This window comes from Aureimonas sp. CAS, assembly GCF_059838215.1.
The window spans coordinates 414,450-439,239 of sequence record NZ_CM187563.1 but is presented as its reverse complement, the minus strand read 5'-3'; the positions used below and the strand labels follow the sequence as shown (position 1 = coordinate 439,239).

At 70.0% G+C, this 24,790-nt stretch carries 16 protein-coding genes; 10 read left to right on the top strand and 6 right to left on the bottom strand.

Annotation, left to right across the window (positions count from 1 at the left end; translation table 11 throughout):
• Positions 1-45: 45 nt before the first annotated feature.
• From AC6R2M_RS02055 to trxA, 9 genes are all read left to right on the top strand, one after another.
• Positions 46-3,267, top strand: coding sequence for a helicase-related protein (locus AC6R2M_RS02055; RefSeq protein ID WP_500485014.1), 3,222 nt, complete (start codon positions 46-48; stop codon positions 3,265-3,267).
• Between the two features lie 11 nt (positions 3,268-3,278).
• Entirely contained in the window at positions 3,279-3,590 is a 312-nt protein-coding gene (locus tag AC6R2M_RS02050; protein WP_500485012.1) for an RNA-binding S4 domain-containing protein, read from the top strand.
• A 112-nt stretch (positions 3,591-3,702) separates the two neighbouring features.
• Positions 3,703-5,103 carry an adenosylhomocysteinase gene (ahcY, locus tag AC6R2M_RS02045; protein ID WP_500485010.1) on the top strand — a complete coding sequence of 467 codons (1,401 nt, stop codon included), beginning with the start codon at positions 3,703-3,705 and terminating at the stop codon, positions 5,101-5,103.
• Positions 5,104-5,341: 238 nt separating this feature from the next.
• A complete protein-coding gene (locus AC6R2M_RS02040; RefSeq protein ID WP_500485008.1) occupies positions 5,342-7,822 on the top strand; it encodes a sensor histidine kinase in 2,481 nt (826 codons plus the stop codon).
• Positions 7,819-9,363 (top strand): tRNA (adenosine(37)-N6)-threonylcarbamoyltransferase complex ATPase subunit type 1 TsaE, encoded by a 1,545-nt coding sequence (gene tsaE / locus AC6R2M_RS02035; RefSeq protein WP_500485006.1) that lies wholly within the window; start codon positions 7,819-7,821, stop codon positions 9,361-9,363. Before AC6R2M_RS02040 ends, tsaE begins: the two co-directional genes overlap by 4 nt.
• 9 nt (positions 9,364-9,372) lie before the next feature.
• Positions 9,373-10,104, top strand: coding sequence for a nucleotidyltransferase family protein (locus tag AC6R2M_RS02030; protein WP_500485004.1), 732 nt, complete (start codon positions 9,373-9,375; stop codon positions 10,102-10,104).
• Between the two features lie 144 nt (positions 10,105-10,248).
• Complete coding sequence (addB, locus tag AC6R2M_RS02025) at positions 10,249-13,359, top strand: double-strand break repair protein AddB (protein ID WP_500485002.1); 3,111 nt, start codon at positions 10,249-10,251, stop codon at positions 13,357-13,359.
• On the top strand, positions 13,356-16,937 hold the full coding sequence (gene addA / locus AC6R2M_RS02020; protein ID WP_500485000.1) for a double-strand break repair helicase AddA: 3,582 nt from the start codon (positions 13,356-13,358) through the stop codon (positions 16,935-16,937). Before addB ends, addA begins: the two co-directional genes overlap by 4 nt.
• A gap of 81 nt (positions 16,938-17,018) precedes the next feature.
• Complete coding sequence (gene trxA / locus AC6R2M_RS02015; RefSeq protein ID WP_500484998.1) at positions 17,019-17,336, top strand: thioredoxin; 318 nt, start codon at positions 17,019-17,021, stop codon at positions 17,334-17,336.
• A gap of 54 nt (positions 17,337-17,390) precedes the next feature.
• Here trxA and AC6R2M_RS02010 read toward each other — a convergent pair whose 3' ends face one another.
• The 4 genes from AC6R2M_RS02010 to AC6R2M_RS01995 form a co-directional block, all read right to left on the bottom strand.
• Positions 17,391-18,725: a bifunctional folylpolyglutamate synthase/dihydrofolate synthase gene (locus tag AC6R2M_RS02010; RefSeq protein ID WP_500484996.1), complete on the bottom strand. Its 1,335-nt coding sequence runs from the start codon at positions 18,723-18,725 to the stop codon at positions 17,391-17,393.
• A complete protein-coding gene (accD, locus tag AC6R2M_RS02005; RefSeq protein WP_500484994.1) occupies positions 18,722-19,606 on the bottom strand; it encodes an acetyl-CoA carboxylase, carboxyltransferase subunit beta in 885 nt (294 codons plus the stop codon). Before accD ends, AC6R2M_RS02010 begins: the two co-directional genes overlap by 4 nt.
• A 73-nt stretch (positions 19,607-19,679) precedes the next feature.
• Positions 19,680-20,516 (bottom strand): tryptophan synthase subunit alpha, encoded by an 837-nt coding sequence (gene trpA, locus AC6R2M_RS02000; protein WP_500484992.1) that lies wholly within the window; start codon positions 20,514-20,516, stop codon positions 19,680-19,682.
• 118 nt (positions 20,517-20,634) lie between these two features.
• Complete coding sequence (locus AC6R2M_RS01995) at positions 20,635-21,555, bottom strand: LysR family transcriptional regulator (RefSeq protein ID WP_500484990.1); 921 nt, start codon at positions 21,553-21,555, stop codon at positions 20,635-20,637.
• Positions 21,556-21,655: 100 nt separating this feature from the next.
• Between AC6R2M_RS01995 and AC6R2M_RS01990 the strand changes: the two genes are divergently transcribed.
• Positions 21,656-22,753 carry an aldo/keto reductase gene (locus tag AC6R2M_RS01990; protein ID WP_500484988.1) on the top strand — a complete coding sequence of 366 codons (1,098 nt, stop codon included), beginning with the start codon at positions 21,656-21,658 and terminating at the stop codon, positions 22,751-22,753.
• 41 nt (positions 22,754-22,794) lie between these two features.
• On the opposite strand, the gene trpB is transcribed toward AC6R2M_RS01990, so the two are convergent.
• Complete coding sequence (gene trpB / locus AC6R2M_RS01985; protein WP_500484986.1) at positions 22,795-24,015, bottom strand: tryptophan synthase subunit beta; 1,221 nt, start codon at positions 24,013-24,015, stop codon at positions 22,795-22,797.
• Positions 24,012-24,728 carry a phosphoribosylanthranilate isomerase gene (locus AC6R2M_RS01980; RefSeq protein WP_500484984.1) on the bottom strand — a complete coding sequence of 239 codons (717 nt, stop codon included), beginning with the start codon at positions 24,726-24,728 and terminating at the stop codon, positions 24,012-24,014. The genes trpB and AC6R2M_RS01980 overlap by 4 nt, the downstream gene beginning before the upstream one ends.
• Positions 24,729-24,790 lie beyond the last annotated feature (62 nt).

The window sequence follows — 24,790 nt, the reverse complement described above, 5'->3', positions numbered from 1 at the left end:
CGCCTTTGCGTTTTGGCGCGGACGCCATAACTATCGGCACGGATGATGAACGCGCCTTTCCCGCATGAAGCCGCACGACGCGGCGCCCCGCCCGACGGGACGGGCGTGACGGCCGTTCTGGGACCCACCAACACCGGCAAGACCTTCTACGCCATCGAGCGGATGATCGCCCATTCCTCCGGCGTCATCGGCCTGCCGCTGCGCCTGCTCGCCCGCGAGGTCTATCAGAGGCTCGTCGAGCGCGTCGGGGTCGGTGCCGTCGCCCTGATCACGGGCGAGGAGAAGATCAAGCCCAAGCACGCCCGCTACCAGGTCTGCACCGTCGAGGCGATGCCGCGCGAGCCGAGCGCGGCCTTCGTCGCCATCGACGAGGTGCAGCTGTGCGGCGATCTGGAGCGCGGCCACGTCTTCACCGACCGCGTGCTGCATGCGCGCGGCTACGAGGAGACGCTTCTGCTCGGGGCAGGCACGATGCGCGGCGTTCTGGAGCGCGTGCTGCCCGGCATCCGCTTCGTGCAGCGGCCGCGCCTGTCCAACCTTCTCTATGCCGGATCGAAGAAGATCACGCGCCTGCCGCGCCGCTCGGCCATCGTCGCCTTCTCGGCCGACGAGGTCTACGCCATCGCCGAATTGATCCGGCGCCAGCGCGGCGGGGCGGCGGTGGTGCTCGGCGCGCTCTCGCCGCGCACCCGCAACCGCCAGGTCGAGCTTTACCAGAACGGCGAGGTGGAGTTCCTCGTCGCGACAGACGCCATCGGCATGGGGCTGAATCTCGACGTCGACCACGTCGCCTTCGCGCAGGACTGGAAGTATGACGGCTTCCAGTATCGCCGCCTGACGGCCGCCGAGTTCGGCCAGATCGCAGGGCGCGCCGGGCGGCACGTGCGCGACGGCACCTTCGGCGTGACCGCGCGGGTCGATCCCCTGGAGGACGAGCTCGTCGAGGCGCTCGAATCGCACCGCTTCGAGCCGATGCGCGTTCTGCAATGGCGCTCGCGCGATCTGGACTTCCGCTCCCTCGACGCGCTGAAGGGCAGCCTGGACCGCTCTCCGCCGCCGGGCGAGCTGACCCGCGCCCTGCCCTCGGTGGACCAGCGGGCGCTGGAGATCCTGTCGCGCGAGGATTCGATCGCCGCGATGGCGACGGGCGCCAAGGCGGTGGAAACGCTTTGGGAGGCCTGCAAGCTGCCGGACTACCGCCGCATCGCACCGGCCCAGCACGCCGAGATCATCGGCTCCATCTACGCCGATCTGGTCCGGCGCGGACATGTGGCGGAAGACTATATGGGCGAGCAGGTGCGGCGCGCCGACAGGGTGGAGGGTGACATCGACGCCCTGTCCCAGCGCATCGCGGAGGTGCGCACCTGGACCTATGTTTCGCACCGTCCCGGCTGGCTGGCCGATCCGACACACTGGCAGGAAAAGACGCGGGCGATCGAAGACCGGCTTTCCGACGCCCTTCACGAGCGGTTGACGAAACGCTTCGTAGATCGCAGGACAAGCGTCTTGATGCGGCGGTTGAGAGAGAACGCCTTCATGGAAGCAGAGGTCGGCAACGACGGCAAGGTCACCGTCGAGGGTCACCATGTCGGCGAATTGCAGGGGTTCCGGTTCACGCCCGACGCGGTGTCGGAGGGGCAGGACGGCAAGGCGGTGCGCGCCGCCGCGCAGAAGGCGCTGGCGAACGAGTACGAGCGCCGGGCCGAGCGGTTCTTCAACGCACCGAACGGCGACCTGGCGCTCGGCGCCGACGGCCTCGTGCGCTGGCTCGGGGCACCCGTGGCGGCGATCTCGGCGGGCGACGACCCGCTGCGCCCGCGCGTCGTGCTTCTCGCGGACGACCAGCTGACCGGCCCGGCGCGCGACAAGGTCGCCGCCCGTGCCGAGCGCTACGTGACCTATCAGGTCTCCACCATCCTGAAGCCGCTGGCCGATCTCGGCGCGGGCGAGGGGCTGGAGGGCACCGCCAAGGGAATCGCCTACCGGCTGTACGAGAATTTCGGCCTGATCCAGCGGCGCGACATCGCCGAGGACGTCCGCTCGCTCGACCAGGACGCGCGCGCCGCGCTGCGCCGGCTCGGCGTGCGCTTCGGCGCCTATCACATCTTCGTTCCCGCGCTGATCAAGCCAGCCCCGGCGCATCTGATGACGCTTCTGTGGGCGACGGCCAAGGACGCGCGCGACCGGCCGGGCTACGGCGAGGTGCCGCAGCTTCTGGCGACGGGCCGCACCTCGGCCCGGCCGGAAGAGGGATTCGACCCGGTCTTCTACGCGCTGGCGGGCTATCGCCTGCTCGGCAGCCGCGCGGTGCGCATCGACATCCTGGAGCGCCTCGCGGACCTCATCCGCCCGGCTCTCGCCTGGAAGCCCGGAACCTCCAAGCGCCCCGAAGGCGCCTTCGACGGCCGCGCCTTCATCGTCACCCCCGCCATGATGTCGATCCTCGGCGCGACCGCGCAGGACATGGACGAGATTCTCAAGGGCCTCGGCTACCGCGCGAACGGCATGGATGCCGGCGCGGTGGAGGCGCGGCTCGCCGAAGAGGACGCCGCCGCCGCGGCCCGGACCGCGCAGGCCGCAGCAGCGCCCGCCGAGGCCGCTCCGACGACCGAGGAGACCGGCGAAGCGTCGCCCGAGGGCGGTGACGAGGCGGCCGATGCCGTGAGCGAGCCGGTCGCGGATGCTGAGGAGACCACGGCCGAAGCCGCTCCGGTCGAGCCGGCGGCGAACGCCGACCCGGCCGAGGAGAAGGCCGGGACGGACGACGTCGATGCCCCGAGCGTCGAGGAGCCGACGGCGGACCAAGCGCCTCACCCTGCCCCGACCGAAACCGCTGGTGCCGAAGAGAAGCCGGCCGAAGAGCCCAAGATCGTCCAGCTCTGGCGCCCGTCGCGCGGCGACCGCGAGCGCGGTCCGCGTCGCGGCGGCCATCAGGGTCGCGGCGGCGACAACCGCAACGCTTCCAGCGAAGGCGCAGAGCGGCCGTCCCGCGACGGCGAGCGGCGAGGCCAGAGGCCGGGCCGCGGCGGTCCGAACCGCGAGCGCCGGGACGGCGACAAGCCGGGCGAGGATCGCCGGCAGGAACGCTTCGGCGGCCAGCGCCCCGGTGGCCATGGCGGCGGCAAGGGTTCGGGCGGGGGCAAGCCGCGCTTCGACAAGGGGCCGCGCAACGACGAGGCGCCGCGCCGCTTCGAGAAGCCGAAGGTCGCCGATCCGGATTCGCCCTTCGCCAAGCTCGCCGCTCTCAAAGAGCAGCTCAAGAAGTAGCGCGAGGCGGGATGAGCGCAGGCAGCCAGCGAATCGACAAATGGCTGTTCTTCGCTCGTCTGACCAAGACGCGCGGGCTGGCGCAGGACATCGTCCAGTCCGGCGCCGTGCGCCTCAATCGCGAGAAGATCGACCAGCCGGCCAAGCTGATCCGTCCCGGCGACGTCCTGACGATGTCGCTGCACGGGCGCGTGCGCGTTCTGAAGGTCCGCTCGCCGGGCGTGCGCCGGGGTCCCGCTGAAGAGGCCGTCGCACTCTACGACGATCTGTCCCCCGCACCGCGGCCGGCGGCTCCGGAAGAGACCGGAAACCAAGACACATAAAGAGATGTTTATATCCGCTTGTGGTCGCGCGCCCCGATTGGTAAAAGCCGGGCAGAATTCGCGCGCGCTCCAACGCGCGCCCTTCCCGATCCATCTCTGAAGGTTTGAAGCCATGACCGGCACGCAGGACTACATCGTCAAGGACATCTCGCTCGCGGACTGGGGCCGCAAGGAGATCGAGATCGCCGAGACCGAGATGCCGGGCCTGATGGCCTGCCGCGAGGAGTTCGGCGCCGAGCAGCCGCTCAAGGGCGCCCGGATCACCGGCTCGCTGCACATGACGATCCAGACCGCGGTCCTGATCGAGACGCTGAAAAGCCTGGGCGCCGAGGTCCGCTGGGCCTCCTGCAACATCTTCTCCACGCAGGACCACGCCGCCGCCGCCATCGCGGCCGGCGGAACGCCCGTCTTCGCCGTGAAGGGCGAGACGCTGACCGAGTACTGGGAGTACACCGACCGCATCTTCCAGTGGGCGGACGGCCAGCCCTCCAACATGATCCTCGACGATGGCGGCGACGCCACGATGTACATCCTGATCGGCGCGCGCGCCGAGGCGGGCGAGGACGTCCTGTCGAACCCGGGCAACGAGGAGGAGGAGATCCTCTTCGCGCAGATCAGGAAGCGGATGGCGCAGACGCCCGGCTTCTTCGCCCGGCAGCGCGACGCCATCAAGGGCGTGACCGAGGAGACGACGACGGGCGTCAACCGTCTGTATCAGTTGCAGAAGAAGGGCCTGCTGCCCTTCCCGGCGATCAACGTCAACGACAGCGTCACCAAGTCGAAGTTCGACAACAAGTACGGCTGCAAGGAATCCCTCGTCGACGGCATCCGTCGCGGCACCGACGTCATGATGGCCGGCAAGGTCGCGGTCGTCTGCGGCTACGGCGACGTCGGCAAGGGCTCGGCCGCCTCGCTCCAGGGCGCCGGCGCCCGCGTGAAGGTGACCGAGGTCGACCCGATCTGCGCGCTGCAGGCGGCGATGGACGGCTTCGAGGTCGTGACGCTCGAAGAGGCCGCCCCGACCGCCGACATCGTCATCACGACGACGGGCAACAAGGACGTCGTGACGCTCGACACGATGCGCTCGCTCAAGGACATGGCGATCGTCGGCAATATCGGCCATTTCGACAACGAGATTCAGGTCGCGGCGCTGAAGAACCTGACCTGGACCAACGTCAAGCCGCAGGTGGACATGATCACCTTCCCCGACGGCAAGCGCATGCTGCTGCTGTCCGAGGGCCGCCTTCTCAACCTCGGCAACGCGACGGGGCACCCCTCCTTCGTGATGAGCGCGTCCTTCACCAACCAGACGCTGGCGCAGATCGAGCTCTTCACCAAGGGCGATCAGTACAAGAACGAGGTCTACGTCCTGCCGAAGCACCTGGACGAGAAGGTCGCGCGCCTGCATCTCGACAAGCTCGGCGCCAAGCTCTCGATCCTTTCGGAGGAGCAGGCCGCCTATATCGGCGTGACCCCGCAGGGCCCGTTCAAGAGCGACCAGTACCGCTACTGACGCCTCCCGCGCCTTAACCTTCCGAGCCTTGCGCGCCGCCGACGGTCCTGCCGTCGGCGGCGTCCTTTTTCGCCACACTGTGTCTCGTCGGCTTTGCCAGCCGGGTCATGCTTGTCTAGTCTGTCGCCATCCTGCGTCGAACAGAGGCGGCGCGGGAGGCGGGGACATTTTCGCCGGTTCTTGAAGAAGCGCGGCGGCGGGGACTTGGATGGATTGCGAGAGGCACGACCGGGGCCGGATGGACGACGCCCGTAGACCGGCGGGGCGCAGCGTCGCCGCGCGCGTCTGTACGGGCGCGGCCGCCCTCCTCGCATGCGGCGCGACGCCGGCCAGCGCCCAGCTGATCGACCGGGCGCTCGCGCCGGAGACGGTGGGAACGGCCGCGCTCGTCGCGCTCGTGATCGGCGGCAGTATGATCGCCGCCGTGTGGCTGAGCCGCAGGCGCGTCGTGGTGGAGAGCGAGAACGAGCGGCTGCGCTCTGAACTGGCGGATGCGCGCCACGAGGTCGAGACGCGCAGCGCCATGATCTCGACGGAGAACCAGCGCCTGCTCGCCTATCGCGGCTCCGCCGTGCCCGACATGATGGGGAGCCTGCCCGCGAGCCTCGGCGCGCCGCGCGAGCGCGCGGAATTCCTCCGCTTCGCCACTTGGATGCCGGAGTTCGACGCCGCGCGCCTGTCTTCGGCCATCGACAGGCTCATCGGAACGGCCGAGCCCTTCCGCATCGAGATCGAGATCGGAGAGGATCACGCGATCGAGGCCGCCGGCCGCACCGAAGGGGAGATCGCGCTCGTCCGCTTCACGGCGCTGGACGGCCTGCGCGAGGAGATCGCGCGGCTGCGCATCGAGAACGAGCGCGCCGTCTCCACCATCGAGACCATGCAGACGCTCTTCGACGCCGCCCCCCTGCCGATGTGGCTGCGCGGGCGCGACCGCGAGCTCGTCTGGACCAACCGGGCCTACGCCCGCGCGGTGGACGCGCGCGACGTGGAGGACGCGATCGAGCGCCGGCTCGAGCTCTTCAACGCGCAGGACCGCGCGGCCATCGCCGGCGCCGTGGATGCGAGCGGCGTCTACGAGGGACGCCTGTCGGCCGTGGTGGACGCCGACCGGCGCAACTTCTCGGTCGTCGACGCCTCCGGCCCCCTCGGCTCGGCGGGACTGGCCGTCGACGTCTCGGCCGCCGAAGCCGTGCGCGCCGAACTGCGCGAGACCATGCGCTCGCACTCCGAGACCCTGGACCGGCTGGAGACGGCCGTCGCGCGCTTCGACGAGAAGACGCAGCTCGTCTACCACAATGCCGGCTTCGCCCGGCTCTTCGGCCTGCCCGGCAACTATCTGGACAGCGGGCCGGACCACATCGCCATCATGGACCGGCTGCGCACCAACGGCGTCCTGCCCGAGGACCGCCCCTTGCGCGAGATCAAGGCCGACATCCTGGCCGCCTACCGGGCGACGGAGGCGACCGACGCGATCTGGCATCTGGCGGACGGGCGGACCCTGCGCGTCCTCGCCAACCCCGCACCGCAGGGCGGCGCGACCTGGGTCTTCGAGGATCTGACCGAGAAGTTCGAGCTCGAGAGCCGGCTCAACGCGCTCGTCCAGCTCCAGGGCCAGACGCTCGACAGCCTCGCGGAAGCGGTGGCCGTCTTCGGGCCGGACGGACGCCTGCGCCTGTCGAACCCGATCTTCGCCGAGACCTGGGGCCTGTCCGGCGACTTCCTCGCCGCCAAGCCGCACATCCGCTCCTTCGCCGCGACCGTCGGCGTCGGCATCCGGCCGAACGCGGCCGACATCGACTGGGCGACCTTCGCCAGCGCCGTCACCGCCTTCGACGAGGGCGTGCGCGAGACCCTGTCCGGCGAGATCGAACTGTCCGACGGCCGGGTCCAGACCTTCGGCGTGGTGCCGCTGCCCAACGGGCAGACGATGCTCACCTTCGCCGACATCTCCGACGCCAAGGCCGCCGAGCGCATGCTGCGCGAGCGCAACGAGGCGCTGGAGGCGGCGGACCGGGTGAAGTCCGATTTCGTCCAGCACGTGAACTACGAGCTGCGCTCGCCGCTGACCAATATCATCGGCTTCTCCGCGCTCCTGCGCTCGGTCGAGACCGGTCCCCTGAACGAGCGGCAGTCGGAATATCTCGACTACATCTCGACCTCCACCAACACGCTCCTGACCATCGTCAACGACATCCTCGACCTCGCGACCATCGACGCGGGGATCATGGATCTCGACATCACCGAGGTCGATATCGGCAAGGTCGCCGAGCATGCCGCCGACGCCGTCCGCGAGCGCATGCGCGACAGCGACATCAGGCTGACGATCGACGTGTCGAAGGCCGGAGAGACCTTCCGGGCCGACGAGCACCGGCTGACGCAGGTGCTGTTCAACCTTCTGTCGAACGCGGCGAACTTCGCGCCCGCCGGCTCCACGGTGACGCTGCGGGCCGCCCGGCTCGGCCAGGACGTCCTGTTCAAGGTCTCCGATGAGGGACCGGGCATTTCGGAGCGGGATCTGGCGCGGGTCTTCGACCGCTTCGAGACCAATCCGGCCGGCGGCCGCCAGTCCGGTGCCGGCCTCGGCCTTTCGATCGTCAAGAGCTTCGTGGAGCTGCATGGCGGGCGGGTGGACATCGCCTCGCGACCCGAGGGCGGCACGGTCGTCACCTGCCGCTTCCCGGCGCACAGCGCCGAACTCGACAGGGCCGCCGAATGAGCGGCCGGCAGCAGGTCGACACCTTCCCGGAAGGGCTCGTCCTCGAACTGCCGGACGAGGAGGCGAGCCGCGTCTTCGCCGAGGACGTCGCGATCCTGCTGCGCACCGGCGACATGGTCTCGCTGTCCGGCGATCTCGGCGCGGGCAAGACGACGCTCGCGCGCGCCGTCCTTCGCTACCTCGCCGGCGACGATGCGATGGAGGTCCCCTCCCCGACCTACACGCTCGTCCAGACCTACGAGACACGGCCCAAGGCCACGCATTTCGACCTCTACCGGATCGAGGGAGACGGCGAACTGGCCGAACTCGGCCTGGAGGAGGCCGCCGAGACCGGCGTCGTCCTCGTCGAATGGCCCGAGCGCTCCGAACTCGTCGGCTCCGAGGCCAATCTGACCCTGTCTCTCGAGGTCGCGCCCGGCGGCGGACGGAACCTGACCGTCGGCGCCGCCGCGGAGACGGCCCTTCGCCTTTCGCGCTCGCTGCGAATCCGTCGGTTCCTGGAGAACGCGGGTCACGGCAAGGCCCGCCGTCTGCCGTTCCGCGCGGACGCTTCGGCGCGGCGCTACGAGCATGTCGAAGGGCCGGACGGGCCGATGGTGCTGATGGACGCGCCGCGTCTGGCGCGCGGCCCGGTCCTGCCGAACGGGCGGACCTATGCCGAGATCGCCCATATCGCGCAGGACGTGACCGCCTTCGTGGCCCTTGCGAAGGCGCTCGCCGCGAAGGGCTTCAGCGTCCCCGAGGTCCATGCGGTCGATCTGGATTCAGGCCTCGTGCTCCTGGAGGATCTCGGCGACGAGGGCATCCTCGACGCGGAGGGGAAGCCGATCCCGGAGCGCTACGAGGCCGCCGCGCGGTGTCTCGCCCTCCTGCACGACGACCCGTTCGAGCCCGAGATCGCGATCGGCGGCCATTCCTACCGCGTTCCGGACTTCGACCGTGCCGCGATGGCCATCGAAGTGTCGCTGATGGTCGACTGGTTCGTGCCGAGACTGACGGGCCGACCGGCCGAAGGCGCGGCGCGCGAGCGCTTCGAGGCCGTCTGGGACGCCCTGTTCGATACGATCGAGGGCGCCGAGCGGCGGCTGGTCCTGCGCGACTTCCACTCCCCCAACATTCTCTGGCGGGACGAGCGAGAGGACTGCCGCCGCGTCGGCCTGCTCGACTTCCAGGACGCGATGATCGGGCCGTCCGCCTACGATCTGGCCTCTCTGGCCCAGGACGCGCGCGTCGACGTGCCGGCGGAGCTGGAGCAGCGCCTGATCGCCGCCTATCGCGACGCCCGTTCGGACGACGAGGGGTTCGACGTCGCGTCCTTCGAGCATGCCTATCGCGTGATGGCGGTCCAGCGCGCCACGAAGATCCTCGGCATCTTCGTCCGGCTGCACGAGCGGGACGGCAAGCCGCAATATCTCCGCCACATCCCGCGGATACAGGCCTATCTGAAGCGCACGCTCGTCCATCCGGACCTCTCGGCGCTGATGGAACTATACGAGGATTGGGGCGTGCTCGACGCCGACCTCGCGCAAGGACGACGGTAGCCTCTCGACATGACGAAGACGGTGTTCTGCCCGAAGACGGCGATGGTGCTCGCCGCCGGGCTCGGAAAGCGCATGCGCCCGGTGACGGCGACGATCCCGAAGCCGCTGGTCGAGGTCGGCGGCAAGGCGTTGATCGACTACGGCCTCGACGCACTGGCCCGTGTCGGCGTCGAGAAGGTCGTCGTCAACGTCCACTATCTGGCCGACCAGCTGCGCGGCCATCTGCGCCGGCGACGCGATTTGTCCATCGTCGTGTCGGACGAAAGCGGCAGGCTCCTGGAGTCGGGCGGCGGCATCGTCAAGGCCCTGCCGGAGCTCGGAACCGAACCCTTCTTCCTGATCAACTCGGACACGTTCTGGATCGAGGGTTATCGCGACAATCTCTCGCTCATGGCCGAGCTGTGGGACCCGAGCCGGATGGACGCGCTCCTGCTGATCGCGGACATGAAGCGAGCGACCGGCTACGAGGGGCGCGGCGATTTCACCATGGACGCCGCCGGGCGGCTCGCCCGCCTCGCCGATCGCGACATGAGCCCGTTCATCTATGCCGGTGCGGCGATTTTGAAGCCGGAGCTCTTCGAGGACCTTGCGGAGGAGAAGTTCTCCCTCAACCGCGTCTTCGACGCCGCGATCGAGAGGAAGCGGCTCTTCGGCGTGCGCCTCGACGGGCTCTGGGTCACGGTGGGCACGCCCGGCTCGATCGCGGAGGCCGAGCGGGTCCTGAAATCGAGCGCGGCCTGATCGCACCGGCTCGCCTTCGCCTCAAGCTTTGGGCTCCGTGCGTCCGATCGGACGCACGGCGGTCGCTCCAACTCTTTGAATCGACGCATCAGGCTTTCCGAAAACCGATTCCGATCGTCGGGCCGATGCTCTAACCTCGCGCCGATGCCTGCTCGCATTCTCTCCATTCCGCCGGGCCTGCCCTTCCTGCCGACGCTGGCGGAGGGGATCCTCGACGGGCGCATCGTTCCCGGCGTGACGCGCGGCGGCGACCCGCTGGCGCTCGCCGATCTCACCGTCTACGTTCCGACCCGCCGCGCCGCGCAGGGGCTGACGGCCGCCTTCGCCCATGCGCTCGGAGGCCGGAGCGCCATCCTGCCGAGCGTGCGTCCGCTCGGCGAAGGCGAGGCCATGGACCCGTTCGCCGCCCCGCCCGAAGGCGGAACGGCCGGCGCGCTTCTGCCCACCATCGACCCGCTGCGGCGCCGTCTCGATCTGGCCCGCCTCATCCGCTTCTGGAAGTCGCAGATCGATTCGAGCGCGGCCACCGCGCTCTCGGGCGAGCCCATCGTCTTGCCCGCATCCTCGGCCGACGCGCTGTGGCTCGCCGACGATCTCGGCGCGCTTCTCGACGAGGCGGGCGACGAGGAGGTCGCCCTGTCCGCCCTCGCCACGCTGGATATCGACGACCGGCTCGCCGAATGGTGGCAGCTCACCTCGCGTTTCCTCTCCATCGTCACGGAGGCCTGGCCGGCGCATCTGGCGTCCCTGAAGCTCGGCGAACCGGGCGAGGCGAAGCGCGTCTGGGCCCGCGAGCGCGCGGCGCGATACCGGAGGGACGGCTCGCGCGGGCCAGTCGTCGTCGCCGGCTCCACCGCGACAGCGCCCGCCACGCTGGAGCTTCTGGCCGCGATCGCGGAACTTCCGAACGGCGCGGTCGTCCTGCCCGGCCTCGACATGACGCTCGACGAGCCGAGCTTCGCGCGCATCGACCGTTCGGCCCAGCCCTCGGCCTCCGGCCATCCGCAATACGGGCTAGCGCGCGTCCTCGCCGGCCTCCGCGTCAGGCGCGAGGATGTCGAAACGCTGGCCTCGCCGCGGGCGAGGCGCGGGCGCTTCGTCTCCGACGCGCTGCGCCCCGCCGAGACGACGGACCTCTGGGCCACGAGCGAGCCCCACGGGACGGAGGCGCTGGACGGGCTCGCCCTCGTCGAGGCCCCGGACGAACGCACGGAAGCCCTGGCGATCGCGGTGGCGATGCGCGACGCGCTGAGCGACCCCAAGGCGCGCGCGGCGCTGACGACGCCGGACCGCAATCTGGCGCGCCGCGTCGTCGCCGAACTCGCGCGCTTCGGAATCGCGGCCAACGATTCGGCGGGCCGTCCCCTTTCGGCGACGGCCCCGGGGACGCTCGCCCGACTCGTCCTCGAAGCCGCCTTCGCGCCGGGCGACCCCGTGACGCTCCTGTCGCTCCTGAAGCATCCGCTCGCGCGGTTCGGGCGCGACGCGGCCGAGGCGCGGCGCGCGGCGCGCACGATCGAGCTTCTGGCGCTTCGCGGCGGAACGGGCCGAGCGAGCGCCGCAACGCTCGCCGATCTCTACCGCCAGCGCCGCGCCGCGCTGGAGACGGCCAGGCGCATTCCCCGTGCAGTGCGCCTCGTGAAGGAGGAGGGTCGCGATCTCGCGGCTTCCGTCTGCGACGCGCTCGCGCTCGCGCTTCGCCCGCTTCTCGACCTTCGCGAGGCGCCGGCGGTGGAGACCTCCGTCTTCGCGGCGGCTCTGACCCGCAGTCTCGAGGCCATAGCGTCCGACAGCGAGGGAGACGTCCGCGAACTCTATGCGGAAGAGGCCGGCGCCGCGCTGGCCGGTCTTCTCGCCGATCTGGTCGCGGCCCCGGAGATCGGCTTCCCGGTCGAGGCGTCCGAATGGCCCGACGTCTTCGCCGCCCTTTCGAGCGGCGTCTCCGTGCGCCCGCGCGCCGGCCTGTCCTCCCGCGCCTTCGTCTGGGGCGCGCTGGAGGCCCGGCTGCAGGACGTGGACGTGATGGTGCTCGGCGGGCTCAACGAGGGAACATGGCCGCAGGGCGCGCGCTCCGATGCGTTCCTCTCGCGCGTCATGCGCTCGGAGATCCTGCTCGACCCGCCCGAGCGGCGCATCGGTCTCGCCGCCCACGACATCTGGATGGCGCTCGGGCACGAGCGGGTGGTGCTGACGCGTTCGCTGCGGTCCGATGGCGCGCCGACCGTTCCCTCGCGCTGGTTGCAGCGCCTGACGACGCTGGCGGGAGATGCGGGAACCGCCCGGCTACGCGCCGAGGGCGCGCCTTTCCTCGCGGGCGCCGCGCGCCTCGACGAGGTGGCGGAAGGACCGCGCGCGCCGCGCCCCGAGCCTCGCCCGCCCTTGAGCGCTCGGCCGCGCCGCTTCTCCGTGACGGAGGTCGAGACGCTGTTCCGCGACCCTTACGCGGTCCACGCCCGGCGCGTCCTGCATCTTCAGAAGCTCGAACCGCTGATCCGCGCGCCGGCCGCCGCCGAGCGCGGCACGCTCTACCACCGCATCCTCGCCCGCTTCGCCAAGGAGGTCGCCGAGCCCGGCGGCGAGAGGGCCCGCGACGACCTTCTCGCCATCGCGCGCGAGGAGTTCGCGGTCGAGGCGCTGCCGCCGGAGATCGAGGCCGTGTGGTGGCCGCGCATGGAAACGCTGGCGACCAACGTCGTCGACTGGGAGCGGCGGCGCGGCGCCTTCATCGTGAGGCGCCATGCCGAGCTGAAGGGCGAGATGCCGATCCCCGACATCGGCGTGATGCTGTCGGGCGAGGCCGACCGGATCGACGAGACGGCGGACGGCGGCGTCGAGATACTCGACTTCAAGACCGGCACCAATCCGAGCGCCAAACAGGCCCGCACGCTTCTTTCGCCGCAGCTCGCTCTGGAGGCGGCGATGGCCCGCGAAGGCGCCTTCGTGGCGCTCGGCCCTGTCTCCTCCGTTTCCGAACTCACCTATGTGCGCCTGCGCGAGCGAGCCTTCTCCGAGGACCGGCTGTCGAAAGCCGCGTCGGCGACGCGCGAGGCGATCACCGCGGACGGTCTCGCGGATGAAGCGCTGCGCCGCTTCCGCTCGCTTTCCGCCTTCGTGCTGACCGAGGCGAACGGGTTCCGCTCGCGCGCCCGGCCGATGCTGCAGGGCGATTTCACCGGCGAGTACGACCATCTGGCCCGCGCGCGCGAATGGGCGCTCGGCGAGGACGAGGATGCCGGCGAAGGAGACGCCTCGTGAGCGGTCTGTCCATCTCGGCGGCGACGCGCAAGGCGCAGGCCGACGCCTCCGACCCCGCCTCCTCCGTCTTCGTCGCGGCCAATGCGGGCTCCGGCAAGACCTTCGTCCTCGCGCGCCGCGTCGTGCGGCTGCTCGTTTCGGGTGCCGCGCCCTCCAAGATCCTGTGCCTGACCTACACCAAGGCCGCGGCAGCCGAGATGCAGGGCCGCATCTTCGCGATCCTCTCCGAATGGACGCGGCTGTCGGACGCGGATCTGCGCGAGCGGCTGGCCGAACTCGGCGGTCAGGCCCCGACCCCCGGTGAGATCGCCCGCGCGCGCCGGCTGTTCGCCACGGCGCTGGAGACGCCGGGCGGCCTGAAGGTCCAGACGATCCACGCCTTCTGCGAGCAGCTCCTGCACCTCTTTCCGCTCGAAGCCGGCGTGCCGGGCCATTTCGAGGTTCTGGACGAGGCGCAGAGCGCCCTTCTTCTGGCCGAAGCGCGGCGGCGGCTCATCGTTTTGGCCGTGCGCAAAGACGATCCGTCGAACGCGGCGCTGAGCGAGGCCTTCGCCGAAAGTCTGGCGCGCGGCGGCGAATTCGGTCTCGACGGGCTCCTGTCCGAGATCGTCGCCAAGCGCGACGCCATCCGAGCCCATCTGAACTCGCAGGGCGGGCTGGAAGGCGCGATCCGCAGGCTGGAAGCGGCGCTCGACATCCGGGACGGGATGGGCGAGGACGCGCTGCTTCGCGACGCCATCGACCCGCCGGGCCTCGACGAGGATTTCCGCGAGCGTCTGCGGGAGCTCGCCTCCGCCTCCTCTAAGGCGACGGACGCCAAGCTCCTCGCCAAGCTGGAACGCTTCGAGACCGCCGAGACACCTTCGGAGCGCTTCGAGGCTCTGCGCTCGTTCCTCTTCAAGGCCGATGGCGGGCGCTACAAGGCGACGAGCCTCGCGACCAAGGCCGTGACGGACGCCCTGCCCGACTTCGCCGAGCGCGTGGAGGAGGCGTCCGATTTCGCGGAAGAACTGGCCGAACGCCTCGCGACGCTTCGCCTGTTCATCGCGACCAAGGCCGCGCTCGTCATCGCCGAGCGGCTGGAGCGGGACTACCAGACGCTCAAGCGCGCCCGCGCGCGGCTGGACTTCGAGGACCTGATCGTGCGGGCGGCCGAACTCCTCTCGCGCGGCGAAGCGGCGGCCTGGGTCCACTACAAGCTCGACCGGGGCATCGACCACGTGCTGGTGGACGAGGCGCAGGACACGAGCCCGCGCCAGTGGCAGGTGGTCCGCCAGCTCGTGGAGGAGTTCTTCCAGGGGCCGGATTCGGTCTCCGCCGAGCGGGTTCGCACGCTCTTCGCCGTCGGCGACGAGAAGCAGTCGATCTATTCCTTCCAGGGCGCCTCCCCGGCCATGTTCGCGCAGGAGCGGCTGGCGCTGGAGCGGCGCGCGGGCGATGTCGGCGCGCCCTTCGCGCGCGTCGCGCTGCACCAGTCCTTCCGCTCCACCGCCGACATCCTCGAGGCGGTCGATCTCGCCTTCGCGTCAGAGGCGGACCGCACCGGCCTGTCCTTCGAGAACGAGCCGCCGGTCCATTCCAGCGCGCGCGGACGCGTTCCGGGGCTGGTGGAAATCTGGCCGCCCTTCGAGAAGGAGGCCGCGCCCGAGAGCGACGACTGGCTGACGCCGATCGACGAGGAGCCCCGTTCCTCGCCGCTCGTGCGCCTCGCCGATCGGATCGCCGAGCAGATCAGGGCCTGGATCGGAACGCCGATCGAGGCCAGGGGGCATCTGCGTCCGATGACTCCCGGCGACGTGATCGTGCTCGTGCGAAAGCGCTCGGCCTTCGTCGGCGCGATGAGCGCGGCCCTGCGCGAGCGCCGCATTCCCGTTGCGGGCGCGGACCGGCTACTCATCACCGACCACATCGCGGTCGAGGATCTGATGGCGCTGGGGCGCACCGTCGCCAATGCGGAGGACGAGCTGTCGCTCGCCAGCGTCCTCAAGAGCCCGCTCTTCGGCTTCTCCGACGACGATCTGATGGCGCTGGCTCTTTCGCGGCGCGAGACGAGCCCCGAAAGCCTCTATTTCGCGCTTCGCCGCCTCGCGGGCGAGGACGGAGCGGAGCGGCTTCCCTCCTTCGCCACCGACCGGACCGAGCTCCTGGCGAAGGCGAAAGCCGCCTTCGACCGGCTGGAGGAGCTGCGGCGGCGCATCGGCTTCGAGGGCGTCTTCTCCTTCTATGCCCGCATCCTCGGACCGGAGGGCGGGCGCCTGGCCCTGACGGCGCGGCTCGGCCGCGATTCCGGCGAGGTGATCGACGCCTTTCTCGACCTCGCCTTGACCTTCGAGAGCGACGGCGGCGCCGATCTCGACGCCTTCCTCGAAACGCTTCAAGCCTCGCCGCCGACCGTGCGCCGCGAGATGGGCGAGGCGTCGGGCGAGGTGCGGATCATGACGGTCCACGCCTCGAAGGGACTGGAGGCGCCCGTCGTCTTCCTCGTCGATCCGGGGTCGGCGCCCTTCTCGCACGCGCACGGGGCGAAGCTGATCGCCTGGGAGGGCATGCCCGGCCTGCCGCCCGGCGCCCCGCCGGGCTTCCTCTGGTGCCCCGAGAAGAGCCTCGCCGATTCCCATGTCGAGGCGCTGCGCGCTTCGGAGAAGGCGCGGGCGGAAGAGGAGTATCGGCGTCTTCTTTATGTCGGCATGACGCGGGCGGCCGACCGCCTCGTCCTCTGCGGCCATTCGGGTTCGCGCGGCGCCGACGAGAACTCCTGGCTGAAGCGCGTCACGGCGAGCCTCGAAGGCCATTGCGAACGCGTTCTGGATGCGGCCGGCGACCTCGTCGCGCTGCGGCGCGGCGCTCTTCCGGCGGGCGAGGTCGCCGCGCCGTTCGAGCACGCGGGACCCGGGACCACGCGCATCGTCGATCTTTCGCCGCTGGCCCCCGAAGCACCGCCGCCGCGCCCGCTCGTTCCGTCCGATCCGGCCGGAACGCTGCGTGTGGAGAAGGACGAGGAGGCCGGCGCGCGCTCGCCCGTCCTCTATGGCGGCGAGCCCTCGCTCGCCATCCGTCGCGGCCTTCTCGTCCACCGGCTGCTGCAGGTGCTGCCCGAGATGGACGAGGACGCCCGCGAGGCTGCAAGCCGCCGCTATCTGGAGACCGAGGCCGCCGACCTCGCATCGGGCGAGCGCGAGGCGATGCTCGGCCAGGTGCTCGCCATCCTGTCAGCACCCGACTTCTCGGCCCTCTTCTCGCCCGGCAGCCGGGCGGAGGTCGGCGTGCGGGGCACGATCGAGCTCGACGGCCTGTCCTGGCCCGTCTCCGGCCTGATCGACCGGCTGGCCGTCACGGCCGACCGCGTCTCGATCGTCGACTATAAGACCAACAGGCCGGCGCCGCGCACGCTTGAGGAGGTGTCGCCCTCCTACATCCTCCAGCTCGCGCTTTACCGCGCGCTGCTCCAGCCGCTCTACCCGGACCGGACGGTGGTCGCCTGCCTGCTCTTCACCGAGGGACTGCATCTGATCGACGTGCCGGCGGCCGTCATGGAGGACGCGCTCGCCGGTCTCGCGCAGCGTCGCGCCACCGCTTGAAGTCGGGGCCGGCGACTTCTACCTTCGCCCCGACGCTGACGATTCCGCCCCGGGGGCGGAGAGCCTCGAACGGAGCCGACCATGGCCACGAAGACGATCGACAAGACCAATTTCGAATCCGACGTCCTGAACGCGGGCAAGCCCGTCGTCGTCGATTTCTGGGCGGAGTGGTGCGGCCCCTGCAAGATGATCGCCCCGAGCTTGGAGGAGATTTCCGAGGAGAACACCGCCATCGACGTGGTGAAGGTGAACATCGACGAGAACCCGGATCTGGCCGCCCAGTTCGGCGTGCGCTCGATCCCGACGCTGATGCTCTTCAAGAACGGGGAGCAGGCCTCCGTCCAGGTCGGCGCCGCGCCGAAGTCCAAGCTCGTGTCCTGGATCAACTCGAACGTCTGATCGTTCGCACGACGCTGCAGAGTTCCGAAAAGCCCGGCTTCGCGCCGGGCTTCTTCATTTCGGCGGCAGGCCGCTCGCGGCCAGGACGTCGCCGACGAGATAGAGCGAGCCGCAGATGAGGAATCGCGGCGGGGTCTCAGAATCCCAGTTCCGCGACACCACGTCGATGGCCTCCTCCACCGAGCCGCAGGCCTGGGCGTCGAGCCCCGCATCAAGCGCGACGTCCGCCAGTTCCTCGGCGGGCATGCCGGCATCGGAAGAGCGGATCGGTACGGTCATGACGTGGCGCGCCATGCCGGAGAAGGCCTCGAAGAAGCCGAGCGGCTCCTTGGTGGTGAGCATGCCCGCGACGAGAACGAGCGGGCGCGGCACACGGTCCTCCATGTTCGCCAGCGTCTCGGCCATGACGAGCCCGGCGCCGGGATTATGGCCGCCGTCGAGCCAGACCTCCGAGCCCGGTGCGGCGAGGTCGAAGATCGGCCCGCTCGTCAGCCGTTGCATGCGCCCCGGCCAGTCGGCGCGCGCGACGCCCTGTTCGAAGGCCTCGCGCGGCAGGTCGAAGCCGGCCGCGCGCAACCCCGCGATCGCGAGCGCCGCGTTGGAGAGCTGATGCCGGCCGGAAAGGCGCGGCAGCGGCAGGTCGAGCAAGCCCCGCTCGTCCTGATAGATGAAGCGTCCACGCTCCTCGAAGGCGAAGAAGTCCTCGCCGTAGACCGTCAGCGGCGCGCCGATCCGTTCGGCCTGCGTGCGCAGGACGTCGAGCGCGGTCGGCTCGCTCTGATGCCCGACGACGGCCGGAACGCCCGGCTTGAAAATGCCCGCCTTCTCGGCCGCGATCAGCTCCACCCGGTCGCCGAGATAGGACTGATGGTCGAGCGAGATGGAGGCGACGAAGCTCGCCGCCGGCCTCTCGATGACGTTGGTCGCGTCGAAGCGTCCGCCGAGACCGACCTCCAGAAGGCAGGCATCCGCCGGATGCTCGGAGAATAGGAGGAAGGCGACCGCCGTCAGCACCTCGAAGACCGTGATCGGCGCGTCGCCGTTCGCCTGCGCCGCCCGGCGCACCGCGTCCGCGAGGATGTCGTCCGAGACGAGTTGCCCCGCGCCGCCCGCCCGGCCGAGGCGATAGCGTTCGTGCCAGTGGACGAGATGGGGCGAGGTGTGGACGTGGACGCTCCGTCCGGCCGCCTCCAGGATGGCGCGGGCGAAAGCGACCGTGGAGCCCTTGCCGTTCGTGCCCGCCACATGGAGCGTTGGCGGAAGGCGTCGTTGCGGATCGCCGAGCGCGGCCAGAAGGCTGCGGATCCGGTCGAGCGCCAGATCGACGCCCTTCGGATGCCGGTTCAGGAGCTCCGCGATCTCGCGTTCGGCGCGCGACCCCTCGCTCATGCGGCGGCGGAGACCGGGGTGGCTCCCGAGGCCGGCGCCTTGGTCAGAAGGCGGAGCAGGCGCGAGATGGTCGGCTTCAACTCGTGGCGGTGGACGACCATGTCCACCATGCCGTGCTCCATCAGATATTCGGAGCGCTGGAAGCCCTCGGGCAGCTTCTCGCGGATCGTCTGCTCGATGACGCGCGCACCGGCGAAGCCGATGAGGGCGCCCGGCTCGGCGATGTGGACATCGCCCAGCATGGCGTAGGACGCCGTCACGCCGCCGGTCGTCGGATTGGTCAAGACGACAATGTACGGAAGTCCGGCCTCCTTGACGCTCTCGACCGCGACCGTGGTGCGCGGCAGTTGCATCAGCGACAGGATGCCCTCCTGCATGCGCGCGCCGCCCGAGCCGGCGAAGAGGACGAGCGGACGGTGCATCTCGACGGCCTTCTCGGCCGCCGTCACGATCGCCTCGCCGGCCGCCATGCCGAGCGAGCCGCCCATGAAGGCGAAGTCCTGAACGGCGACGACGATGCCGAGGCTGTCCACCTCGCCGGTCGCCACCAGCACCGAATCCTCCATCGAGGTCTTGGCGCGGTACTCCTTCAGGCGATCCACGTAGCGCTTGGAGTCACGGAACTTCAGAGGGTCGACCGGGACCTTCGGCAGTTCGACGGTCTCGTAACGCCCGCCGTCCATGAAGGCGGCGAGCCGGTCCCTGGCGCCGATCTTCATGTGGACGCCGGAGGACGGCACCACCCACTGGTTCGCCTCGAGATCCTTGTGGAAGACCATTTCGCCGGTCTCGGGATCCTTGATCCAGAGATTCTCGGGAACCTCGCTCTTGCCGAGCAGGCTCGTGAGCTTGGGGCGGACGTAGTTGGTGATCCAGTTCAAGGCGGCGCTTCCCGGAAGGGTTCGTTCGAGGCGGCTGCGAGCCGCCGTTCCATCAGTCCATCAGATGGACGGTTCAGCCGGCATTCTCAAGGCGCGCGGTCTTCAGCCCGTCCGAAAGGGAGCGGACGAGCGAGAGAACAGCATCCACCGTGCCGGGGGTGGCGCGGCCCTCGTCGAGCGAGGTCTCGATGGCGTTGACCAGCGCCGAGCCGACGACGACTCCGTCGGCCTCGCGCCCGATCGCCATGGCCTGCTCGGCCGTGCGCACGCCGAAGCCGACACAGACCGGCAGATCGGTCTTCGCCCGCAACCGTCCGATCGCCTCCGCAACCCTGCCCGCATCCGGCGCGGCCGAGCCGGTGATGCCGTTGATCGAGACGTAGTAGACGAAGCCGGAGGTGTTCTTGAGGACCGCCGGCAGGCGCTTGGCGTCCGTCGTCGGCGTCGCCAGACGAATGAAGTTCAGCCCCGCGTCGACGGCCGGCAGGCAGAGTTCCCCGTCCATTTCCGGCGGCAGATCGACGACGATCAGACCGTCCACGCCCGCCTCCTTCGCGTCCGCGACGAAGCGCTCGACGCCGTAGATGTAGATCGGGTTGAAATAGCCCATCAGGATGACGGGCGTCCGCTGATCCGCCTCACGGAAGCGCGCGACGGTCGCGAGCGTCCTGGTCAGCGTCTCGCCGGCCTGGAGCGCGCGCAATCCCGCCTTCTGGATCGCCGGCCCGTCCGCCATCGGATCGGAGAAGGGCATGCCGAGCTCGATGAGATCGGCCCCCGCCTTCGGCAGGCCCCGCATCAGCTCGAAGGCCGTTTCGGCGTCCGGATCGCCCGCCATGAGGAAGGTGACGAGAGCGGGACGGTTCTGCGCCTTCAGCTCGCGGAAACGGTCTTCGATGCGGGTGGTCATGAGCGTCCTCGTCCGGGAGCGCCGTGCGTCCGTCCGGACGAGCGAAAATCGCTTCATCCTTCAGGGTCTACGCATCGGCGGCGTCGGCTGAGAGCGATACAGGTCCCTCCCCCGCACCTCAAGCGCCGGACGACGTTCCCGCCGATTCGAGAGGCGCCTTCATGGCGTCGATGAAGGCGCGGAGCGCCGGCGAGACGTTGCGCCGGCCCGCATAATAGAGATGGTTCGCCGGAACCGCGCTCCGCCATTCCGGCAGAAGATCGACGAGCCTGCCCGACGCCAGCGCGTCATGCGCCATGGAGCCGAGCATGACGGCAAGACCGAGACCGGCCAGCGCGGCCTCCTTCAGGAGATCGACGTCGTTGGTCATGAACACGGCCGGCACGTCGAGCGTCAGCCGCTCCGCGCCCCGCTCGAAGTCCCAGCGATGCGGCCGTCCCGAGGACGGATAGCGATAGTTCACGCAGCGATGGCGCAGGATGTCCGCCGGCTCGACCGGGATGCCGAAGCGCTCGACATAGGCGGGTGCGGCGACGAAGTGGAGCGCCTCGCCCTCGTCGAGCCGCACGGAAATCATGTCCTCCTCCAGCGCCGGGCTTCGCCGGATGCCCGCGTCGAACCGCTCTGCGACGATGTCCACGAGGTCGTCGTCCACCACGAGTTCGAGCACGATGTCCGGGTAAACCGTCTCGAAGCGCGCCAGCCTGGGCGCGACATGGCCGAAGGCGGCGGACCGGTGTGCGCTGACGCGCAGGCGTCCCGCCGGCCGCTCGCGGTTCGCCAGAAGCGCCTCGATCGTGCCCTCGACATCGGCGACCGCCGGACGAAGCGTGGACAGGAGGCGCTCTCCGGCTTCGGTCGGCGCCAGAGAGCGCGTCGTGCGGTTCAACAGGCGGATCCCGAGCCGCTCTTCCAGCTGGCGCATCGCATGGCTGACGGCCGAGGGCGTGAGGTCCAGCTCCACGGCGGCGCGCGTGAAGCTTCCCGCTTCGGCGACCGCCGCGAACAGCACGAGCTCGGCCCAGCGATTTCGGTCCATTCGTGAAATCCGCTCACAGACCCAACGAAGATAGGGCGCCTAAACGCTTGAACGATGCGGGTCCATCTTCCGTCGCACAGATCGGAAGGAGACTTCGCCCATGGACCTCACCCACTACCGCACGCTCGGCCGCTCCGGCCTGTCCGTCAGTCCGCTCTGCCTCGGCACCATGACCTTCGGAACGAAGGGCTGGGGCGCCGACGCCGACGGCTCGGCCCGCATCTTCGACGACTATGTCGGGGCGGGCGGCAATTTCGTCGATACGGCCGACATCTATTCGGGCGGAGAGAGCGAAACGCTCGTCGGGCGCTTCATCGCCGAACGCGGGCTAGCGGACCGGATCGTGGTCGCCACCAAGTCGGGCTTCGGAACGGGCGACCACCCGCATTCGGGCGGCAACGGCGCCAAGCATGTCAAACACGCGGTGGAAGGCTCGCTGAAAAGGCTCGGCCTCGAGCGGATCGACCTCTTCTGGCAGCATGTCTGGGACATGACGACGCCGGCCGAGGAAGTGCTCGGGACGATGGACGACCTGAAAAGGGCCGGCAAGATCGCCTATTGGGCGATGTCCAACGTGCCGGCCTGGTACGCGGCGAAGGTCGCGACGCTCGCGGCGCAAGGACAGGGTCCCGTGCCGATCGCCCTGCAGTTCGAATATTCGCTGGTCGAGCGCGGCATCGAGAACGAGCATGTCCGCATGGCGCAGGAGTTCGGGATGGGGATCGTGCCCTGGAGCCCGCTCGGCGGCGGCCTTCTGAGCGGCAAGTACCGCCGCGACGACCCCGCCCACCGCTCAGGCGGCCGCGCGCCGGACCTTCCCGACGGACGCCCCGCGGAGCGGAGCGGCAGCGGTCGTCTCGCCGGCTCGAACCCCTTCGGCGACACCAAGTTCACCGAACGGAACTTCGACATCGTCGATGCGCTGGTGGCGGTCGCCGAGGAGATCGGCGAGGCGCCGGCCGCGGTGGCGCTGGCCTGGCTGATCGGACGGCCCGGCGTCGCCTCGGTGCTGGCCGGCGCGAGCAGGCCCGAACAGATCCAGGCGAACCGGCGCTCCCTGTCGCTCGTGCTGCCCGACGAGCACCGCCGGCGCCTCGACGAGGCGAGCGCGCCGATGCCGACCTATCCGGCGACGCTCTGGTCGCCGATGGTCAAGCGCTACGTCTTCGGCGGACAGGACGTCGCGGCCTGGCGGTAGGGCGCCGCGGGCGGCGCCCGCGCCCGGTGGACGACTTCGAACTACAGCTCGACGCCCAGATGCTTGGCGGCGGTGAAGACGTCCTTGTCGCCGCGCCCGCAGAGATTCATGACGATGATCTGGTCGCGGTGCATCTTCGGGGCGCGCTTCACCACCTCCGCCAGCGCGTGGGCGGGCTCCAGCGCCGGGATGATGCCCTCCACCCGCGTCAGCAGCTTGAAGGCCTCCAGCGCCTCGGTGTCCATGATGGGCACGTACTCGACGCGGCCCGTGTCCTTCAGCCAGGAGTGCTCGGGCCCGATGCCGGGATAGTCGAGGCCGGCCGAGATGGAATGGCCTTCCTTGATCTGCCCGTCGCCGTCCTGGAGGAGATAGGTTCGGTTGCCGTGGAGAACGCCCGGGCTGCCCGCCGTCAGCGAAGCGCAGTGCTCCTCGCCGTCGAGACCCTTGCCCCCGGCCTCCACGCCCACGATCGCGACCTCGCGGTCGTCGAGGAAGGGGTGGAACAGGCCGATCGCGTTCGAGCCGCCGCCGACGGCGGCGACGAGGAGGTCCGGAAGCCGGCCCTCGGCCGCCATCATCTGCTCGCGCACCTCCTTGCCGATCACCGACTGGAACTCGCGCACGAGCTCCGGATAGGGGTGCGGGCCGGCGGCGGTGCCGATCAGGTAATAGGTCGATTCGACGTTCGTCACCCAGTCGCGGAGCGCCTCGTTCATGGCGTCCTTGAGCGTGCCGTGGCCGGCGGTGACCGGCACCACCTCGGCGCCCAGAAGCTTCATCCGGAAGACGTTCGGCGCCTGCCGCTCCACGTCGGTCGCGCCCATGTAGACGACGCAGGGCAGGCCGAAGCGCGCGCAGACGGTCGCGGTCGCCACGCCGTGCTGGCCGGCGCCGGTCTCCGCGATGATCCGCGTCTTGCCCATGCGGCGGGCGAGCAGGATCTGGCCGAGGCAGTTGTTGATCTTGTGCGAACCCGTGTGGTTCAGTTCGTCGCGCTTGAAATAGACCTTCGCGCCGCCGAGCTCCTGCGTCAGCCGCTCCGCGAAGTAGAGCGGCGAGGGCCGGCCGGTATAGGTCGCGTTGAGCCCGTCCAGCTCGGCCTTGAAGGCCGGGTCGGCGCGCGCGGCCTTCCACTCGGCTTCGAGGTCGAGGATCAGCGGCATCAGCGTCTCGGCCACGAAGCGCCCGCCGAAGAGGCCGAAGCGCCCTTCCTCGTCGGGGCCGGCACGGAAGGAATTGGGGGTCGCGATCTCGTTCATGGGGTCTGCCTTCCGGCCATTTCGAGGGTCGCCGCGTCGAGCGCGTCGAAGAAGCGGTGAATGAGGTCTGCCGATTTCAGTCCGGGGCTCGCCTCGACGCCCGACGAGACGTCGATCCCGGACGGCCGGGCGATGCGGATCGCCTCGCCGACATTGGCGGGGGTCAGCCCGCCGGAGAGGACGATTCCGGGCGCGCGCCCTCCGGCAAGGATCGACCAGTCGAAGGACACGCCGTTGCCGCCCGGAATGGCGGAGGCCTTCGGCGCCTTGGCGTCGAGCAGGATGCGGTCGGCGACCCCGTGATAGCGCGACAGAGCGTCGAGCGAGCTTTCGTCCGCGACGGCGATCGCCTTCATCACGGCAAGGCCCGTCCGCGCCTTGACCGCAGAAACGCGCTGGGGCGCTTCGGAACCATGCAGCTGGACGGTGTGGACCGAACCCAGTTCGGCCAGCGCGTCGAGAAACGCGTCGTCCGCGTTCACCGTCACGACCGTCACCGTCGCGCGGCCGGCGACATGCGCCGCGAGCGTGCCGATGCGTTCGAGAGGCAGGTGCCGGGGGCTCGGCTCGAAATGGACGAGCCCGATCTCGTCCGCGCCTCGTCCGAGCGCGACGTCGATCATCGCGGCATCCGAAAGGCCGCAGATCTTCACCGCCGGGCGAATGATGCCTGCGGTCCCGTCCGGCCGGTCGATCGATGGCGTGATGTTCATGGAGGCAGCTTATCGCGCTTGAGCGAGGCAAGGTAAAGGACGCGTCCAGCCTTCCGAGGCCG

Bases quoted from the DNA above. Each gene is read 5' to 3' on its own strand.
- AC6R2M_RS02055 (WP_500485014.1), top strand. From the start codon at position 46: ATGAACGCGCCTTTCCCGCATGAAGCCGCACGACGCGGCGCCCCGCCC.
- AC6R2M_RS02050 (WP_500485012.1), top strand. From the start codon at position 3,279: ATGAGCGCAGGCAGCCAGCGAATCGACAAATGGCTGTTCTTCGCTCGT.
- ahcY (WP_500485010.1), top strand. From the start codon at position 3,703: ATGACCGGCACGCAGGACTACATCGTCAAGGACATCTCGCTCGCGGAC.
- AC6R2M_RS02040 (WP_500485008.1), top strand. From the start codon at position 5,342: ATGGACGACGCCCGTAGACCGGCGGGGCGCAGCGTCGCCGCGCGCGTC.
- tsaE (WP_500485006.1), top strand. From the start codon at position 7,819: ATGAGCGGCCGGCAGCAGGTCGACACCTTCCCGGAAGGGCTCGTCCTC.
- AC6R2M_RS02030 (WP_500485004.1), top strand. From the start codon at position 9,373: ATGACGAAGACGGTGTTCTGCCCGAAGACGGCGATGGTGCTCGCCGCC.
- addB (WP_500485002.1), top strand. From the start codon at position 10,249: ATGCCTGCTCGCATTCTCTCCATTCCGCCGGGCCTGCCCTTCCTGCCG.
- trxA (WP_500484998.1), top strand. From the start codon at position 17,019: ATGGCCACGAAGACGATCGACAAGACCAATTTCGAATCCGACGTCCTG.
- AC6R2M_RS02010 (WP_500484996.1), bottom strand. From the start codon at position 18,725: ATGAGCGAGGGGTCGCGCGCCGAACGCGAGATCGCGGAGCTCCTGAAC.
- trpA (WP_500484992.1), bottom strand. From the start codon at position 20,516: ATGACCACCCGCATCGAAGACCGTTTCCGCGAGCTGAAGGCGCAGAAC.
- AC6R2M_RS01995 (WP_500484990.1), bottom strand. From the start codon at position 21,555: ATGGACCGAAATCGCTGGGCCGAGCTCGTGCTGTTCGCGGCGGTCGCC.
- AC6R2M_RS01990 (WP_500484988.1), top strand. From the start codon at position 21,656: ATGGACCTCACCCACTACCGCACGCTCGGCCGCTCCGGCCTGTCCGTC.
- trpB (WP_500484986.1), bottom strand. From the start codon at position 24,015: ATGAACGAGATCGCGACCCCCAATTCCTTCCGTGCCGGCCCCGACGAG.
- AC6R2M_RS01980 (WP_500484984.1), bottom strand. From the start codon at position 24,728: ATGAACATCACGCCATCGATCGACCGGCCGGACGGGACCGCAGGCATC.